10 protein-coding genes are annotated in these 17,642 nt (G+C 76.1%); 3 read left to right on the top strand and 7 right to left on the bottom strand.

Annotation, left to right across the window (positions count from 1 at the left end; translation table 11 throughout):
* Positions 1-9: 9 nt before the first annotated feature.
* From MF672_RS24930 to MF672_RS24905, 6 genes are all read right to left on the bottom strand, one after another.
* Positions 10-201: an MbtH family protein gene (locus MF672_RS24930; RefSeq protein ID WP_242382659.1), complete on the bottom strand. Its 192-nt coding sequence runs from the start codon at positions 199-201 to the stop codon at positions 10-12.
* A gap of 1 nt (position 202) precedes the next feature.
* Complete coding sequence (locus MF672_RS24925) at positions 203-5,692, bottom strand: type I polyketide synthase (protein ID WP_242382661.1); 5,490 nt, start codon at positions 5,690-5,692, stop codon at positions 203-205.
* Positions 5,689-10,359, bottom strand: a complete 4,671-nt coding sequence (locus MF672_RS24920) for an AMP-binding protein (RefSeq protein ID WP_247815420.1) — start codon at positions 10,357-10,359, stop codon at positions 5,689-5,691. The genes MF672_RS24925 and MF672_RS24920 overlap by 4 nt, the downstream gene beginning before the upstream one ends.
* Complete coding sequence (locus tag MF672_RS24915; protein ID WP_247815419.1) at positions 10,335-10,847, bottom strand: AMP-binding protein; 513 nt, start codon at positions 10,845-10,847, stop codon at positions 10,335-10,337. Before MF672_RS24915 ends, MF672_RS24920 begins: the two co-directional genes overlap by 25 nt.
* Positions 10,848-10,887: 40 nt before the next feature.
* Positions 10,888-12,177 carry a thioesterase domain-containing protein gene (locus tag MF672_RS24910; protein ID WP_247815418.1) on the bottom strand — a complete coding sequence of 430 codons (1,290 nt, stop codon included), beginning with the start codon at positions 12,175-12,177 and terminating at the stop codon, positions 10,888-10,890.
* Between the two features lie 730 nt (positions 12,178-12,907).
* On the bottom strand, positions 12,908-13,894 hold the full coding sequence (locus MF672_RS24905) for a linear amide C-N hydrolase (protein ID WP_242380933.1): 987 nt from the start codon (positions 13,892-13,894) through the stop codon (positions 12,908-12,910).
* A gap of 123 nt (positions 13,895-14,017) precedes the next feature.
* Here MF672_RS24905 and MF672_RS24900 point away from each other — a divergent pair, with 123 nt between their 5' ends.
* The 3 genes from MF672_RS24900 (at position 14,018) to MF672_RS24885 (ending at position 17,368) form a co-directional block, all read left to right on the top strand.
* Positions 14,018-14,620 (top strand): TetR/AcrR family transcriptional regulator, encoded by a 603-nt coding sequence (locus tag MF672_RS24900; protein ID WP_242380934.1) that lies wholly within the window; start codon positions 14,018-14,020, stop codon positions 14,618-14,620.
* A 248-nt stretch (positions 14,621-14,868) separates the two neighbouring features.
* Entirely contained in the window at positions 14,869-16,332 is a 1,464-nt protein-coding gene (locus MF672_RS24895; protein WP_242380935.1) for an MDR family MFS transporter, read from the top strand.
* 112 nt (positions 16,333-16,444) lie between these two features.
* Positions 16,445-17,368 (top strand): CAP domain-containing protein, encoded by a 924-nt coding sequence (locus MF672_RS24885; protein WP_302893261.1) that lies wholly within the window; start codon positions 16,445-16,447, stop codon positions 17,366-17,368.
* A gap of 41 nt (positions 17,369-17,409) precedes the next feature.
* Here the strand turns inward: MF672_RS24885 and MF672_RS24880 are convergent, their stop codons facing one another.
* Positions 17,410-17,640 carry a hypothetical protein gene (locus tag MF672_RS24880; protein ID WP_242380936.1) on the bottom strand — a complete coding sequence of 77 codons (231 nt, stop codon included), beginning with the start codon at positions 17,638-17,640 and terminating at the stop codon, positions 17,410-17,412.
* Positions 17,641-17,642 lie beyond the last annotated feature (2 nt).

Below are 17,642 nucleotides of genomic sequence, written 5' to 3'. Positions count from 1 at the left end.
TGGGCTCCTCTACCGGTCCATGGCCTCGCGCAGGCTGCGCGGGCGCATGTCGGTCCAGACCTGCTCGATGTGGTCGAGGCAGCTCTGCTTCGACCCTTCGAAGCCGGTCTCCCGCCAGCCCTGCGGCAGCGGACGCCCGGCGAACCAGATGGAGTACTGCTCCTCGTCGTTGACCACGACCTTGTACTGGCCGTCCCGCATGTCAGCGCCTCTCCTCTCGGGGGAGCCGGGTGACGGTCGTCGCCCGTTCCTGGGCGTCCTTGCCGCGCAGCTCCTCCACCAGCGCGGCCATGCCGGCCACGGTGGGCACCTGGAAGAGGCTGCGCATGGGCAGCCGGACGCCGATCTTCTTCCTGATGAGCGCGATGAGCTGGACCGCCACCAGCGAGTTGCCGCCCAGCTCGAAGAAGTCGTGCTCGACGCTGACGCGCCGCGCGCCGAGCACCTCGCCCCACAGCCCGGCGAGCATGCTCTCCAGCTCGTTGCGGGGCGCGACGTGGTCGTCGGCCACCGCCCCGGAGTCGCCGGCCGCCGCCGCGGCGTCCAGCTCGTCGGCCACCGTGTCCTGGGTCAGCTCGCGCACCCCGGCCACGAACTCGGGCAACGCGGTGGCGTTCACCACCACCTGGGCGCCCAGGTCGGCGGCCAGCAGCCGGCGGAACGCCTCGGCGCCGTCCGCCGGCGGGATGCCGCGCTTGGCGCCGTCGAGGTCCAGGGCGACGCCCGCGGTCGCGGACTCCTCCTTCACCGCCGCCGCCCCGGCCGCGTGCCTGGCCCCCTCGCCGACGGACCGGCTCATCTCCTGCCGGTCGACGCGCCGCAGCACGAAGTCCGAGATGTCCAGCACGCGCTCGCCGGCGTCGTCGTACAGGGTGAGGTCGGCGGCCAGCACCTCGCCGCCGCCGGTGTCGCGGAGCCGGGCGTGGCTCCACACCGTGGCCGGGAGCGGGGCGTGCACGGTCAGCCGGCCGTAGCCGAGCGGCAGGTAGCTGTGCTCGCCGGCGACGGCGACGAACGCGGTCGCCTCGTCCAGCAGCGCCGGGTGCAGCGGCAGCGCGGCCAGCTCGGCGGCGACCTCGGGGACGGCCTCCAGCCGGGCCAGCCGCTCGTCCCGGCCGAGCCGCACCTCGCGCAGGCTGCGCCAGCGCGGCCCGAACGTGACCAGCCCGGACGCCGACGCGAACAGGTCGGCCTCGCCGTCGTGCGCGCAGCGGGCCCGGATCTCGGCCAGGTCCCCGGCGGCGGGCCCGGCGGCGGGCACCCAGGCCGCCGCGCCCCGGGCGTGCTGGACCTGGTCGCCGCCGGTGACGCTGACCACCTCGAAGTCCACGCCGTCGCCCGCGGGCGTGAGCAGCACCCGCAGCTCGGCGCTCGACCCCTCGGCGACCGGCAGCGGCGCGACGAAGGCGACGTCGCGCAGCTCGGCCACGTGCCCGGGACCCGGGCTCGGCACGGCCGCCTCGAACGCGGCGCGGGCCGCCTCCAGGTAGCCGGTGCCGGGCAGCACCGGCACCCCGGCCACCCGGTGCTCGTCCAGGACCCAGTGCGTCTCCGCCGACAGGGTGGCGGCGTACCAGGGGCGGCGGCCCGCGCTCTCGTGCCGGTGGCTGAGCAGGGGGTGCTCCAGGCGGCTCACCCGGTCGCCGCGCTGGAGGGCGCGGAAGGCCACCGGGGCGGCGACCTCGGCGGCCATGCCGACCTCCAGCCACGCCCCCCAGTTCACCGACAGCACCCGGCCCGGCCAGACGTGCGCGAAGGCGTCCATGAAGGCGTTGGCCCCGCAGTAGTCGACCTGGCCGAACCCGCCCGCGACCGCCGTCACCGACGAGCAGAGCAGCACGAAGTCGAGCGGCAGGCCGCCGAAAGCCTCGCGCAGCGCCATCGTGCCGGCGAGCTTCGGGGCCAGCACGGCGTCGGCGGCGGCGCGCTCCTTCACCTCGGCCATGCCGCCGCCGGGCACCCCGGCCGCGTGCACCAGGCCGTCGATCCGGCCGAACCTGGCCAGCGCCTCGTCCCTGACCCGGCGCAGCGACGCGGCGTCGGTCACGTCGGCGGTCAGCACCAGCACCTCGGCGCCGGCCTCCTCCATGCGCCGCACCGCGGCGACCGCCCGCCGCACCCGCTCCGGCGCGTCCGCCAGCGCGTCCCAGCTCTCCCGCGGCGGCAGACCGGAGCGGCCGAGCAGGACCAGCCTGGCCCGCGCGCGCCGGGCCAGGTCCTCGGCCAGGGTGAGGCCGATGCCGCCGAGCCCGCCGGTGATCACGTACACGCCCTCGTGGCGCAGCGGGTCGTCCTGCGGCGGCAGCGGCACCGGCTCGAAGCCGCGCAGCCAGCGGCGGCCGGCGCGGAGCGCGACCGCGGACGGCGGCACGCCCTCCACCGGCTCGGCCGGCTCGGCGGCCAGCTCGGCCAGCACCTTGCCCACGTCGTACGGCCCCGCCTCCAGGTCCAGGTGCCGGGCGGTCAGCCGGCGGGCCTCCAGCGGGACGACGCCGGTGACGCCCGCGACGGTGGCGTGCTCGGGCCGGCGCACGTCCCCGCCGGTGACGGCCTGCGTGCCGGCGGTCACGACGTCCAGCAGCACGCCCGCTTCCCGTTCGGCGCCGGCCAGCGCCTGCACCAGGGCCAGCAGGCTGTGGAAGCCGAGCGCCTGGGCGGCGGTCGCCTCCTCCGGCGTGGCGGCGGGCGCGCCGTCCAGCGCCCAGGCGTGCACGACGCGCGCGGGCACGCCGGTCGCGGCCAGCAGCGCCTCGTAGTCGTCGCGCTCGGCCGGCCGGACGGTGACCGTGCCGTCCGCCGCGACCCCGTACGCGTCGCCGGGCACCACCCTGACGGCGTCCGCGCCGGTCGCGCGCAGCCCGTCCAGCAGCGGCTCGGCGGCCGGCCCGGCGAACACCAGGCAGCGCGTCCCGGCCAGCGCGGCGGTCCCGGCCGGCGTGACCGGCGCCTGCCGCCAGGCCGGCACCGAGAACCACTCCTCCAGCGGCAGCGCGCCCGCCCGCGGCGGCCGGGGGAAGACGAGCTCCGGGTCGAACGCGGTCCGCACCCAGTGCTCGGCCCGCTCGTACGGGTACGCGGGCAGCGGCACCCGCCGGGCGGGCTCGGCCAGGGCGTCGGCCTCCAGCGGCACGCCCGCCGTCCACAACGCGCCGGCCGTCGCGTACAGCACCTCCAGGTCCTGCTTGCCGTCGGCGGGCCCGGGCAGGCTGGCCAGCGGGCGCGGCGCGGACTGGGGGAGCTGGGCCCTGGCCAGGCCGGCGAGCTGGCGGCCCGGGCCGCACTCCACCAGCCGCCACTCGCCCTCGGCGGCGAGCGTCGCCACGCAGTCGCCGAAGCGGACCGTCTCGCGCAGGTGCCGCGTCCAGTAGGCGGGGTCCGTGGCCTGCGCGGCGGTGATCCAGGTGCCGGTGACGTTCGACAGGAACGGCAGCGCGGGCGCGTGCCGGGGGACGGCGGCGACGGCCGCGTGGAAGTCGCCGAGTATCGGGTCCATCATCGCCGAGTGGAAGGCGTGCGAGGTGCGGAGCGCGGTGTGCTGCACGCCGGCCTCGTCGAGCCGGGCGGCGTAGCCGGCGACCAGCTCGGCGGGGCCGGCCACGACGCACGTGCCGGGGCCGTTGACGGTGGCGACGGACAGGCCCTCGGGCAGGTCGGCGCGCACCTCCTCCTGGTCGCGGCGCAGGGCGAGCATCGCGCCGGGCGGCATGCTCTGCATGAGCCGGCCGCGGGCGGCCACCAGGCGCAGCGCGTCCGGCAGCGAGAAGACGCCCGCGACGGTCGCGGCCACGTACTCGCCGATGCTGTGCCCCACCATGGCGGCCGGCTCCACGCCCCACGAGCGCCACAGCCGGGCCAGCGCCCACTCCACCGTGAACAGCGCGGGCTGGGTGAGCGCCGTCTGCCGCAGCCGCTCCTCGGCCGCCTCCCGCTCGTCGCCGGCGGGGAACAGCAGGGTGCGCAGGTCCAGGCCCAGCTCCTCGTGGAGGAGCGCGGCGCACTCGTCCACGGCGGCGGCGAAGACCGGCTCGGTGCGGTAGAGCCCGGCGCCCATGCCCGCGTACTGCGCGCCCTGGCCGGAGAACAGCCAGGCCACCTTGGGCGTGCCCGCCCTGCCCTTCGTCACGCGCCGGGGCGTGGACAGCGCCGTCACCGCGTCGGCGGTGTCGGCCGCCACCACGGCGGCGCGGTGCGCGTAGCGGCGCCGGCCGGCCCGCAGCGTGAACGCCACGTCGGCCAGGTCCAGCTCCCGCCCCTTCAGATGGTCGGCCAGCCCCGCCACGGCGGCGTCCAGCGCCGCCGGGGTGCGGGCCGACAGCAGCAGCAGGTGGGCGGGGCGCGGCTGGGCGGTCGGCAGCGGCGCGGGCGGCGCCTGCTCGACGATCACGTGCGCGTTCGTGCCGCCGATGCCGAACGAGCTGACGCCCGCCCGGCGCGGGAAGCCGTTCGTCTCCCACTTGGTCAGCGAGGAGACCACCCGGAACGGGTTCGTGCCGAAGTCGATGCGCGGGTTCGGCCGCTCGAAGTTGAGGCTCGGCGGGATCAGCCCGTGCTCCAGCGCCAGCACCGTCTTGATGAAGCCCGCGATGCCGGCCGCCGGCCCCAGATGGCCGATGTTGGTCTTGACCGAGCCGATGCCGCACCAGCCCGCCTCGTCCGTGCCCGCGCCGAGCACGCTCGACAGGGCCGCCACCTCGATCGGGTCGCCCAGCGAGGTCCCGGTGCCGTGCGCCTCGACGTAGGTGACCGTGCGCGGGTCGATCTGCGCCACGCCCAGCGCCTGCGAGACCGCCGCCGCCTGGCCCTCGGCGCTCGGCGCGGAGAAGCCCATCTTGGTGGCGCCGTCGTTGTTGATCGCGTTGCCGATCACCACGGCCCTGATGTGGTCGCCGTCGGCGATCGCGTCCGACAGCCGCTTCAGCACGGCCATGCCGCCGCCCCCGCCCCAGATCGTGCCGGCCGCGGCGGCGTCGAACGCCCGGCAGTGCCCGTCGGGGGCGTAGATGCCGTCCTGGTGGTACTGGTAGCCCCACTCGGCGGGCAGCTCCAGCGACGCGCCGCCGGTCAGCGCCATGTCGCACTCGCCGCTGCGCAGCGCCTCGCACGCCACGTGCAGCGCGGTCAGCGAGGAGGAGCAGGCGGTGTGCAGGGTCACGCTGGGGCCGCGCAGGTCCAGCTTGTACGACACCGTCGTGGCCAGGTAGTCGGGATGGTTGCCGGTGTAGACGGCGAGGTTGCCGACGGAGGCGAACACCTTCGTGTTCGGGCGGATGTACAGCCATTGGTACTCGTCGGAGCCGATGGCCCCGTACACGCCGATCTCGCCCGGGTAGCGGGCGGGGTCGTAGCCGGCGTCGTCCAGCGCGGTGCTGGCCAGCTCCAGGAACATCCGCTGCTGCGGGTCGCGCAGCTCCGCCTCGCGCGGGGACATGCCGAAGAAGGCGGCGTCGAGGGCGCCGTACCCGGCCGCGATGGCCGAGGCCGGGACGAACGTCGGGTCGTCCAGCAGGTAGTCGGGCACGCCGAGGGCCGCCTGCTCCTCGCGCGTGTAGAACCGCACCGACTCCACGCCGCCCACCAGGTTGCGCCAGTAGGCGGACACGTCCTCGGCGCCGGGGAGACGGCAGGCCAGCCCGACGACCGCGATCGGCTCGACCCCGGGCCCCTCCTCGTCGTGGTTCAGCTCAGCGGTCATTCGCTACTCTCCCGTCTGGCCCGGTGGGGCCGAGTTGAGGGTCGTGCCCGGCGCGCCGCCACCCGCCTGGCGGCGCGCTCCGTCCCGGTCGTGCGCCGCTCGCCGTCGAGGTGGGCGGCCAGCGCGCGCACGGTCGGGAAGCGGAACAGGTCCACGATCGGCACCTCGCGCCCTAGTGAGGCGGCGAGGCGGGCCTGGACCTGGGCGGTGGCGAGCGAGTGCCCGCCGATCTCGAAGAAGTTCGCCTCCGCGGCGACCCGCGGCAGGCCGAGGACCTCGCGCCAGACGCCGGCGACCAGGCGCTCGGTCGCGGACGCCGGCTCCTGCCCGGGCCCGGCCGCCGGCCTCGGTGGAGGGGCGGGCAGCGCGGCCCGGTCCACCTTGCCGTTCGGCGTCAGCGGCAACGCCGGCAGGAGCACCAGCTCGGCCGGGACGGCGTGGTCGGGCAGGCGGGCCGCCAGGTGCCGGCGCAGCTCGCCCGCCTGCACCGCCGCGCTCGCCGGCACCGCGTACGCGTGCAGCACCGCGCCGCCCGGCTGCTCGGCCACCCGCGCCGCCGCCGCCCGCACCCCGGGATGCGCGGCCAGCGCCGCCTCCACCTCGCCCAGCTCCACCCGGTGACCGCGGATCTTCACCTGCCCGTCGGCCCGCCCGGCCGGCACCACCCGGCCCTCCGGGTCGAACCGGCCGAGGTCGCCGGTGCGGTAACGGGCCGTCTCGCCGTCCGGCTCGCGGCTGAAGCGCCGCCGGGTCAGCTCGCCGTCGTTCAGGTACGCCTCCGCCAGCCGGCGGCTCCGCACCACGACCTCGCCCAGCTCGCCGACGGCCGCCGGGGCGCCGGCGGCGTCCAGCACGAGCAGCTCCGCGCCGGCCACGCCGCGGCCGACCGGCACCGGCTCGCCGGACACGGCCGGCCGGCCGGTGATCTCGTGGACGGCCTGCGCCTGCGGCGTCTCCGTGGTGCCGTAGACGTTGACCAGGCGGGCGCCCGGCGCCACCGCCGCGAACCTGGCCGCGTCCGCGAACGTCAGCCGGTCCCCGCCGAACAGCACGAGCCGCAGCGCGGGCAGCTCCACCCCGGCCGCGGCGATCAGGGTGGCGAGCTGCGGGGTGAGGTGCGCGACCGTGATCGCCCGCTCGCGCAGCCAGGCGGCCAGGCGGGCCGGGTCGCGGACGCGGTCCTGGCCCGGCACGTGCAGCGTGGCGCCCAGGGTCAGCGGGGCGCCGACGTCGCGGAGCAGCGGGTCGTGCGCCAGCCCGGCCAGCAGCGCGAAGCGGTCGTCGGGGGTCAGCGCGAACTCGGTGGCGTACCAGGTGAGGAAGCGGGCCAGGGGGCGTTCGGGGGTCAGGACGGGCTTGGGCTCGCCGGTGGTGCCCGAGGTGAACATCAGATAACCGCGCCGCCCGGCCGCCACCGGAAACGCCCCCGCTTCCGCGCCCGCCCCCGCCTTCGCCTCCGCGCCTGCCTTCGCGCCCGCGCCTGCCTTCGCGCCCGACTGCGGCTTCGTGACCGGTCCTGCTCCCGCTCCGGTCTGCGCAACGACCAAGTCCGATATGTCGGGCACTCTGGGCAGCCAGGCCAGCTCGGCGGGCACGCTCACCCCCGGGCAGACGATCAGCGCCCGCGCGCCGGCGGCCCGCGCCTGCGCCGCCAGCCGGGCGGCCGGCAGCGCGGCGTCCAGCACCGCCCACCGCGCCCCCGCCCCGAGCACGCCCAGCATCAGGGCGGGCAGCTCGCACACCCGGGCCGCGAGGATCGCCACCGTCCCACCCTCAGCACCGCCGGGGGACGCCGCACCGGCGGCCGTCACGGCGGCGCCGACCGCCCTCATCAGCCGGCCCAGCTCGCCGTAGCTCAGCCCGCCGTCCTCACCGGCGACCGCCACCCGGTCGCCGCCGCCGTGCGCGAGGACGCGCTCCACCACCCCGGGCCCGTCCCAGCCCGGCAACGGCGCGCTCCCGTCCGGGAGCGGCCCGGCGCTCCCTGAGCGCAGCGACGCGCGCCGGACCGGCAGCTCCGGCGCGGCGACCAGGTCGCCGAGGATCCGCAGGTATCCCGCGAGCAGCTCCTCGATCCGCTCCCTGCGGAACAGCCGGGGGTTGTAGGCGGCCTGCACCACGTACCGCCTGTCCCGTTCCCCCACGTACAGCGTCAGGTCGAACAGCGCGCCCGGCAGCCCCGGCGGCAGCGGCTCGGCGGTGACGCCGGGCAGCTCCAGCCGCGGCTCGGCGAAGTCGTACATGTTGAACAGCACCTGCACCAGCGGGTTCCTGGACAGGTCGCGGCCGGGGCCGAGCCGGTCGACCAGCCGCTCCAGGTGCACGTCCAGGTGCGCCAGCGCCCCGGACAACGTCTCCTGGCAGCGCGCCACGTGCGCCTCGAACGACTCGCCGTCCGCCACCCGCAGCCGCAGCGGCAGCACCTGCACCAGGCACCCGATCAGCGGATGGAACGCCGGGTCGCGCCGGTCCGCGACCGGCGCCCCGACGACCAGGTCGCGCTGCCCGGTGAGCCGCCGCAGCACCTGCGCGAACGCCGCCAGCATCACCGCGTACGGCGTGCCGCCCAGCCGCGCGGCCAGCGCCCGGACCCCGGCGCTGACGGCGGCGCCGGCCTCGGCGGCGGCGCCCGCCCCCTCGAACGTCTGCACGGCCGGCCGCGGATGGTCGCGCGGCAGGTCGAGCACGGCGGGCGCGCCCTCCAGGTGCTCCCGCCACCACTCCAGGTCCGCCGCCCCGTCCCGCCCGGCCAGGTAGGCGGCGTACCCGCCGCCCGTCGTGCGCAGCGGCGGCGGCGCCGCTCCCCGGTAGGCGCGGCTCACCTCGTCGTAGAACACCCGCTGCGACCAGCCGTCGAACACGAGGTGATGAGCCGTGACGGCCAGCACGAACGCGCCGCCCCCGGTCGCCCCGGCCCCGGTCACCTCGGCCCTGGTCGCCTCGCCCGCGCGGCGGGGCTCCGGGGCGAGGCGCAGCAGGCGGGCTCGCCACAGCGGCCCGGCCTCCAGGTCGAAGGGGGTCCGCGCCTCGGCTTCCAGGCGTTCGCCCAGCTCCTCCTCGGTGACGTCCTCCACGGGCAGCGGCACCGGGCCGGGCGGCGACACGGCGACGACCGGCACCCCGCCCGCCTGCGGCACCCGCCAGCGCAGCACCTCGTGCCGCTCCGCCACCGCCGCCAGGGCGGCGCGCAGGGCGTCCACGTCGAGCGGCCCGGTCAGGCGCTGCGCCATCGCGATGTTGTGCGCGGGCGTGCCGGGCGCCAGCCGTTCCACGAACCACATGCGGCGCTGCACCGCCGACAGCGCGGCCGGCGCCGCGACCGGCGGCTCGTCCCGCACCGGCGGGGCGGACCCGGCCAGGCGGGCGATCCCCGCCACGGTGCGGGCCGCCAGCACGTCGCCGGTCTCGATCTCCTTGCCGAGCCGGGACCGCAGCAGCGCCGTCAGGCGCATCGCCAGCAGGGAGTGGCCGCCGCAGGCGAGGAAGTCGTCGTCCGGCCCCGGCTCCCCGCTCCCGAACGCCTCGGCCCAGGCCGCCGCCACCTCCCGCTCGATCCCGCTCGCGCCCGGCCGGTCCGTCCCCTTGGAGGCGGTCCGCTGGGCGCGGAGGGCCGCCAGGTCGATCTTGCCCGCCGCCGTCAGCGGCAGCGCGGCCAGCCGTACGACCCTGGTGGGCGTCATGTACGCGGGCAGCCGCTCCAGGCAGTGGGCCCGCACCCCCTCGATGCCGGGCGCGTCCAGCGGCGTCAGGTAGGCGGTCAGCTCCTTCAGCCCGGCGGGGCCGTCGGTCACGTCCGCCACCGCCTGCCGCACCCCGGGATGCGCGCGCAGCACCGCCTCGATCTCGCCGATCTCGACCCGCTGGCCCTGGATCTTCACCTGCCGGTCCAGCCGGCCGATGAAGCCGATGCGGCCGTCGTCCTCCAGCACGACCTGGTCCCCGGTGCGGTACATGCGCGCCCCCGGCCCCCCGTACGGGTCGGGCACGAACCGCTCGGCCGACAGCCCCGGCCGGTCCAGGTAGCCGCGCGCCAGTTGCGGGCCGCCGATGCACAGCTCGCCGGGGGTGCCGGGCGGGCAGGGGTCGAGCAGGTCGTCGAGGATGTACGCGCGGCAGCCCGGCAGCGCGTGCCCGATCGGCAGCGGCCGGTCCCAAGCGCCCGTCAGCTCGGTGCCGACCACGCACACGGTGGTCTCGGTGGGGCCGTACCAGTTGTGGAAGCGCCGCCCGCCCGCCGTCCAGCGGGCCACCTGCTCGGGCCCGGCCGGCTCGCCCGCGGTGAGCAGGTCGCGGAGCCAGGGCAGCCGGTCCGGCTCCAGCAGCGGGAGCAGCGCGGGCGGGATCGTGCCCCACGTCACCCGGTGCCGCTCCAGGAAACGCTGGAGGCGAGCGGCGTCGGTGCGGTCCTCCTCGGGGACCAGCATCACCGAGCCGCCCCTCGCCAGCGGGGCGAAGACGTCCAGCACGGACACGTCGAACCCGAGCGCGGCGAACCCGATCGACCGGCACCCGGCGTCGAGCCCGAACACCTCGCCCGCCATCCGCACGAACGACACCGCCGAGGCGTGGCTCACCACCACGCCCTTGGGCCGCCCGGTGGAGCCGGAGGTGTAGAGCACGTAGGCCGCCGCGCCCGGCGGCGTCACCCGCGCGGGCGGCTCGCCCACCGGGTCCGCGTCCGTCCCGGGCGCGTACGGCTCGCCCGCGTGCGTCCCCGGCTCGCGGGCGGCTCGCCCGCGTGCGTCCCCGGCTCGCGCGGCTCGTCGGCCGGTGGGCGTGGCGGCTCCAGTCGGACGGGGAGCCCGGCCAGCAGGCCGGCGCCCGTCGCGTCCGCGACGACCGCGGCGATGCCCGCGTCCGCGACGATCCCGGCCAGCCGCCGGCGCGGATGCCCCGGGTCCAGCGGCACGTACGCGCTCCCGGACATGAGCACGCCGAGCACGCAGACCAGCAGGTCCGGCGTGCGGCGGTGGCACACGCCGACCCGCGCCTCGGGCCCCGCGCCGGCCGCGCGCAGCCGGTGCGCCAGCCCCGCCGCCGCCGAGACCAGCTCGCGGTAGGTCAGGCGGTGGTCCCCCTGGCGGACGGCCGTCGCGTCCGGAGTGCGTACGGCCTGCGCCAGGACGAGCTCATGAAGAAGCGCCCCGTCGGTCACCCTGTCTCCCCGTCCTCGTCTCCCCGCCCTCGTCCCGCCGTCATGCGGCCGGTACGGCGGGCATGTCCAGGCTCAGCAGCGCCCTGCCGGGCGGTACGGCGACCGCGGCCAGCACTTCTCCCCGCGCGGTGTGCAGGGGCAGGCGCACGACCTGCCACCGGGCCAGGCGTTCCAGGCCCGGCCCGCAGCGGGCCCGCCAGGGGCCCGGGTCGGCGAGGTCGGGGAAGCCGGCCGCGGCCGGGTCGGCGTCCTCGCCGCAGGCGGCCAGCAGCGCCCGTTTCGCGGCGACCGCGTGGAGGGCCAGCCACGGCCGGTCCTCCTCGGCGGCGTCCTCGATCTGCTCCCGCTCGTCGTCGCTCAGCTCGGCCGGCCACCCGCCGCCCGCCCCGCCGCCCCGCCGCCCGCCCGCCGCGCCCGCGCCGCCTCGGCCGGGTCCCAGGGCGCGCAGCAGGGCCACCCCGATCCCCGGCCCGTGCTCCCCGGACGCCCCTGGAGGGCGCGGCGCGTCCTGGCCGGTCGCGGCGACCAGGGTCAGGCCGCCGGCGTGGACGGCCCCGGCCACGGCGCGGCCCGCGTGGCGGCGCAGCACCGCCTCGTGCCCGTCCGGCCCGCCCAGCCACAGGTGCAGCTCGTCCGGCCCGGGCGGCGCGTGCCCGGCGGTGAGGTCGGCGGCGATGAGCGCGGCCAGCTCGCCGGGGCTGTCCTTGACGAACAGGTGACCGCCGCGCAGCGTGCGCAGGCGGAAGCCGGCGGCCGTGTGCCGGGCCCAGCCGAGCAGCTCGGCCGCGCCGACCTCCCCGTCGTCCAGCCCGCCGAAGGCCACGACGGGGCAGCCGAGCGGCGGCTCGGGGGCGTAGGCGTAGTTCCTGATCCAGGTGAAGTCGGAGCGCAGCACCGGCAGCATCAGCTCCCGCAGCTCCGGCAGGTGCTTGAGCTCGGGCAGCGCGCCCGACCTGCGGACGAGCTGGTCGATGAAGGCGTCGTCGGGCAGCTCGACGGCGGCGGCCAGCGGGACCCGGCGGTCCGGCGGGTGCGCGCCGCCGACGTAGAGCCGCGACGGCGGGCGCAGGCCGCGCCGGCGCAGCTCGCGGGCCACCTCGAAGGCCAGCCGGGCGCCCATGCTGTGGCCGTACAGGGCGTACGGCTCGCCGGTGGCGGGCGCGATCTCGTCGGCGATCCCGGCGACCGTGAAGGCCGGCGGCTCGGCGATGCGGTTCTCGCGGCCGGGGAGCTGGAGCGGGACGACGGTGAGGTCGATGAGATCGGTGAGCCGGCGGAGAAGCCCGGTGTAGGCGCTGGCGCCTCCTCCGGCGTACGGCAGGCAGAACATCGTGCGGACGGGGCCTGGATCCAGGGGATGGGGATCCCGCGCCGCCGCTGCTAACCGGCCACTGATCGCCCAGCACCTCCCTTGCCGGGAGTCCGGGGGTTTCGTCGCTGAATACGGAGGACGTCAATCGCCATGTTACGGCGCTCCTCGACAATGCCTCGAAACAACATCGAAATGGGAGCTGCGGAACTGTCTCGACTTAGCGCGTGATCTCGCGCTCTTGAACGATATGAACCTTATATCGATGTTGCCGGAAGGAGTCAATGGCGCTTACCGGATGCCTGACTCTTGCTCGACTGCGCAACCGATACCAAGGTGCCGCGCCATCGGCAGAGTGACCGTAAAGGGGATTCGGATGGCCGGAATTCTCGGGGATCCGCCCCGCCGGCCCGGCGGCCGGACAGGGCCCGGAAGTCGGGCCAGACGGCGCCCGCTGCACGTCAACTCATACTCTGACCCGATTGTCACTCTCTCTGTCGAGTGCCGGTGAAACTTTCAAGTATCGGTCCGGCCGTTTGTCCGGGCACCCTAATTCGCCCTCGAACCCATCCAGAAACTCCGGCCTGACGTGGGGAGTTGAGCGGCCGCTCAGCCGCCGCCCGCCGGACGCACGCGAAAGCCCGGCGTATTCACCGGGAAATGAGTTGAACAATGCGTGCGCGCGCGCCGGTCCCGCCATTACCCGGGAGAAAGAAAAGGAACGGCATCGTCACCGTTGATCGCAGGCCGCTCAGTTCGCCGTCGCGATCCGCAGGTTCCGCACCCGGTTCCACCGCTGCCCCGTGACGAGCTCGGCGGTGCCGTCGTCCAGGTCGTACACGATCGACCACTGGGTGTGCGGCTGGGCGACCTTGCGCAGCAGCTTCATCGCCTCCGTGCCGCCGCCCTCGGCGAGCAGCCGGTAACGGCGGTCGGCCAGCTTGGCGGCCCGGTCGGCGCCGGTCATGGTGATGTTGGTGAGGTAACGGTCGTCGATGACGTTCATGCGGCCGCCCGCGTACTCGACGACCGCCGACCGGCCCGCCCGGTCCGCGATCAGGTAGTGGAGCTGCGGGCCGCCGGTGAAGTCCAGGTCGTAGCGGCGCATCAGCTCGATCGCCTCGGGCACGGACGCGGCCCGGTCCAGCATCAGCCGGATGATCCGCACCCCGCTCACCGTCGTGCGCCCGGGCGTGGGCGCGGGCAGCCGCGCGTCCGGGGCCTGGGCCAGGCCGACGGCGAGGCCCTTCTCGTTCATGCCGTCGAACGGCGTCAGCACCGCGTGCGCCAGCCGCCGCCGGTCCTGCGCGATGGTCAGCTTCGGCCGGACCCGGGGCGGGAACAGGTAGGAGACGTCGGCCAGGGAGATCGAGGCGTAGCCGTCCGGCGGGCGGTTGTGCACGACCATCGCCGGGTTGGGCAGCCAGTCGAAGTTGCGGCCGAACTCGCCGGGGCGGTGGAACAGCGAGCACGCCCAGCCGTCGCCCTTCCTGTTCAGCTCGGCGTCGGTGAGCGGCGCCTCGGCGTCGTAGCCGCCGTGGTAGGTCATCTCGTACAGCGGCAGGTCGTCCAGCTTGCGCATGCTGGCCGCGGTGCGGCCGATGTCGTCCGGCGTCTGCCGCAGGACGCCCTGCCGGGGTGTGGGGGAGGGCTTCGGGGGCGGCGCCGCGGCGGGCGCGCACGCCACCGCCGCGACCAGAGCCAGGACCGATAACAGCGTCACGGCAGGGGTCCGCATGCCTTGTAGTGTGCCTCACCGCCTCCGGCGTGTCACCGGAGGATCATGGCGCGCCCCGGCTCGCAGAGCGGGCCGGGCCGATGGGCCGACGGGGGGACGGTGGGGGCGGATAGCATCCAGGTGATGGTTGACACGCTCGGTCCCGCGCCCGCCCGCCGCCGCCGCTCCGACGCCCGCCGCAGCATCGACGCGATCCTGAACGCGGCCCGCGTCGTGCTCGGCGAGCGGATCGACGCCAGCATGGAGGAGATCGCCACCGCGGCCGGCGTCACCCGCCAGACCGTCTACGCGCACTTCCCCTCACGCGACGCCCTCCTCGCCGCCCTCGTCGAGGCCGCCGCCGCCGACTACGGCGCCCTGCTCGACGAGGCGGGGCTCGACACCGCGCCGCCCGCCGACGCGCTCGCGGCCTTCCTCGACGCCGGCTGGCGCTTCCTCCGCCGCTACCCGCTGCTGCTCGACCCGACCGCCACCTGGGTCCCGAGGCCCGCCGACAACGACCCCCACGACGTCGTGCCCCCGCGTCTCGAACGGCTGGTCCGGCGCGGCCAGCAGGCGGGCGCCTTCGACCCGGCGCCGCCCGCCGCCTGGCTCACCGCCGCCGTCATCGGGCTCCAGCACGCCGCCGCGGCCGAGGTCGCCGCCGGCCGGCTCACCGCCGACGAGGCCGCGGCCCTGTGCCGGGAGAGCGCGCTGCGCCTGTGCGCCGCCGGGCCGTCCCGCTGACCGGCCCACGGCGTGACCCGCCGGCGGGCTGCTCCTGCGCACGACGCCGGCCGGGCGCTCGCGGCACAGCGCGGCCGACCGGATGCCGGCGGCCACCTCGCGGGCACGTCCTTCCCCGCTGCCGATGAGTTTTGTCGGTGCCGCCGGTCATTCTGTACATGACGACAACTTCTGCTTCGCTGACGGCGACCGAAGGCCAGGGCCCCGGTCGTGAGCGTGTCTTGACCGACGACCCCGAACGAGGTGCCGTGCCTACTTCACAGCTCGACCCGCCCGCCAAGTCCGCCGCCGCCCCGGCCGCGGGCCGCACGCCGGCCGTGATCCGGCTGCTGGTGCTGGCCACGTTCGTGGTCATCCTCAACGAGACCATCATGATCAACGCGATCCCGCGGCTGATGGACGCCCTGCACATCACCGAGCAGACCGCGCAGTGGCTCTCCACCGCCTTCATGCTCACCATGGCCGCGGTGATCCCGGTCACCGGGTGGTTCCTGCAGCGGGTCACCACCCGCGCCGCGTACGCGACCGCGATGGGGCTGTTCCTGCTCGGCACGGCGCTGGCCATCGTCGCGCCGACGTTCGAGGTGCTGCTGGGCGCCCGCATCGTGCAGGCGTCCGGCACGGCCGTGATGATGCCGCTGCTGATGACCACGCTGATGCAGGTGGTGCCCGAGGAGGACCGCGGCCGGGTGATGGGCAACGTGAGCCTCGCCATCTCGGTCGCGCCCGCGATGGGCCCGGCGGTGTCGGGGGTGATCCTGCAGTTCGGGTCCTGGCGCCTGCTGTTCGCCGTGGTGCTGCCGATCGCCGGGCTGATCGCCTGGGGCGGCCTGAAGCGGCTGCGCAACGTCGGCCAGACCGAGATGTCGAGCATCGACTGGTTCAGCGTGCTGACCGCCGCGGCCGGCTTCGGCGGCCTGGTCTTCGGGCTCAGCCGGTTCGAGGGCGGCGACCCCCTGGAGGCCGCGGCGATCGCCGGCGGCGGGCTGGCCGCCATCGCGGTCTTCGTGGTCCGCCAGCTCCGCCTGCAGAAGCGCGGCGTGCCGCTGCTCGACCTGCGCACCCTGCGGCACCGCACCTACACGGTCGCGCTGATCCTCATGTCGGTGGCGTTCATGGCGATGATGGGCTCGATGATCCTGCTGCCGCTCTACCTGCAGAGCATCCGCGGGCTGAGCGCGCTGGAGACCGGGCTGCTGGTGATGCCGGGCGGGCTGGCGATGGGGCTGCTCGGCCCGACCGTCGGCCGGCTGTTCGACCGCTTCGGCGGGCGGGTGCTGGTCATCCCCGGCGCGGTCGGCATCATGATCGCGCTCGCCGGCTTCACCCAGGTCTCGGTGAGCATGCCGTACTGGCAGGTGCTCGGCCTGCACGCGCTGCTGATGATCAGCCTGGCCGCCACCTTCACGCCGGTGTTCACCCTCGGGCTCGGCGCGGTGCCGCCGCGGCTCTACTCCCACGGCAGCTCGATCCTGAGCACGTTGCAGCAGGTCGCCGCGGCCTTCGGCACGGCGCTGGTGATCACCGTGATGAGCGCGGGGGCCGACGCCGCGCGGGCGGAGGGCGCCACCGGGGTGGTCGCCGGCCTCGACGGCATGCGGCTGGCGTTCATCATCGGCGCGGTGTTGTCCGTGGCGGTGGTCGGCATGGCGCTGCTCCTGCCGGCGCGGGCGCAGAGCACCGGCGAGCCCGGGGCGGGCCCGGTCCACTGACCTCCGCGTGTTGCGGGCGGCCGGTGCCGGTTGGTGAGAACGTAGGGGCGATATGTCCAGTTTGTGGCACAATGCGGAGCTGCGTGCGTCTCCCGCCACTGGAGGAACCCCCATGCGTAGACCCCTCGGGGTGCTCGCCGCCGTCGCCGGCCTCGCCGGTGCCGCCGCCTGCAACTCGTCCGCCGGCGAAGCCGCCCGCCCGCCCGCCGGCCAAGCCACCCATCAGCCCGCCGTGACCGCCGGGACCACCCCCGCGGTCACGGCGTCCGCGTCCCCGGCCGGGAAAGCCGCCGAACCGGACGGGTGCCGCGTCAGCGTGACCGTCCCGGACGTCGCCGCGCTCGTGATCGAGGCGTCGGCGGCCCGCCGGGAGTGCGTCCGCCCGGCGCTGCTGCGCCTCCGCGTCAAGCGCGCCGTCCCGGGGAACGACCCGGTCGTCAAGAGCGGCGCCACCCGCGACGACCGCATCGGCCTGCGGCTGCCCTGCAAACCGGGCACCTACTACGCGGTCGCCACCGACTACCTGGGCCGGACCGTCACCTCCAAGGCCGTCCGCCTCACCTGCCCGGCCCCCACCCCCACCCCGAAGCCCACCCCGGCCTCCACGCCTTCGCCCGCCGCCTCCGCGGAGCGGCCCAGCCCCGCCGTCGGCACCTCGGTGGAGAACGAGGTCGTCCGGCTGACCAACGCCGAACGCGCCAAGGGCGGCTGCCGCCCGCTCACCCACGACGCCCGGCTGCGCAGGGCCGCCTTCGGGCACTCGGCCGACATGGCGAAGAACGACTACTTCGAGCACGACTCGCAGGACGGCCGCGACCTGGTCGACCGCATCCGCGCGACCGGCTTCACCGGCTCGGCCTGGGCCGAGAACATCGCCATGGGCCAGCGGACGGCGGCCGAGGTGGTCAAGGGATGGATGCGGAGCGCCGGGCACCGGCAGAACATCATGAACTGCGCGTACACGCACATCGGGGTGGGCGCCGCCAAGGACGCCCAGGGCCAGATCTACTGGACCCAGGACTTCGCCGCCCGCTGACCGCCCCGGCACCGCGCGCAAGCGGCCGCCCGCCCTGGGGGTCAGTGGAACTGCGGCACGATCAGGTAGATCCCGTAGAGCACCACCGCCGCGCAGGCGGCGAAGCAGAGCGTCGCCGCGGCCAGGGCGCCGGCGCCGCCGGAGCCCGTCTCCCGTACGGTCCGGCGGGCCGAGAGCGCCGTCACGCCGAGCGAGAAGACGACCACCACCACGACGCTCACCGCCAGGCTGACCACGAGGACCTGGCCGAGAGCGGACCACTTGACGTCCATCA

Source organism: Actinomadura luzonensis, from assembly GCF_022664455.2.
GTDB classification, from domain to species: Bacteria; Actinomycetota; Actinomycetes; order Streptosporangiales; family Streptosporangiaceae; genus Nonomuraea; species Nonomuraea luzonensis.
This window is presented reverse-complemented; position numbering and strand designations above follow the sequence as displayed.

Bases quoted from the DNA above. Each gene is read 5' to 3' on its own strand.
- MF672_RS24880 (WP_242380936.1), bottom strand. From the start codon at position 17,640: ATGGACGTCAAGTGGTCCGCTCTCGGCCAGGTCCTCGTGGTCAGCCTG.
- MF672_RS24905 (WP_242380933.1), bottom strand. From the start codon at position 13,894: ATGCGGACCCCTGCCGTGACGCTGTTATCGGTCCTGGCTCTGGTCGCG.
- MF672_RS24910 (WP_247815418.1), bottom strand. From the start codon at position 12,177: ATGTTCTGCCTGCCGTACGCCGGAGGAGGCGCCAGCGCCTACACCGGG.
- MF672_RS24900 (WP_242380934.1), top strand. From the start codon at position 14,018: ATGGTTGACACGCTCGGTCCCGCGCCCGCCCGCCGCCGCCGCTCCGAC.
- MF672_RS24930 (WP_242382659.1), bottom strand. From the start codon at position 201: ATGCGGGACGGCCAGTACAAGGTCGTGGTCAACGACGAGGAGCAGTAC.
- MF672_RS24925 (WP_242382661.1), bottom strand. From the start codon at position 5,692: ATGACCGCTGAGCTGAACCACGACGAGGAGGGGCCCGGGGTCGAGCCG.
- MF672_RS24885 (WP_302893261.1), top strand. From the start codon at position 16,445: ATGCGTAGACCCCTCGGGGTGCTCGCCGCCGTCGCCGGCCTCGCCGGT.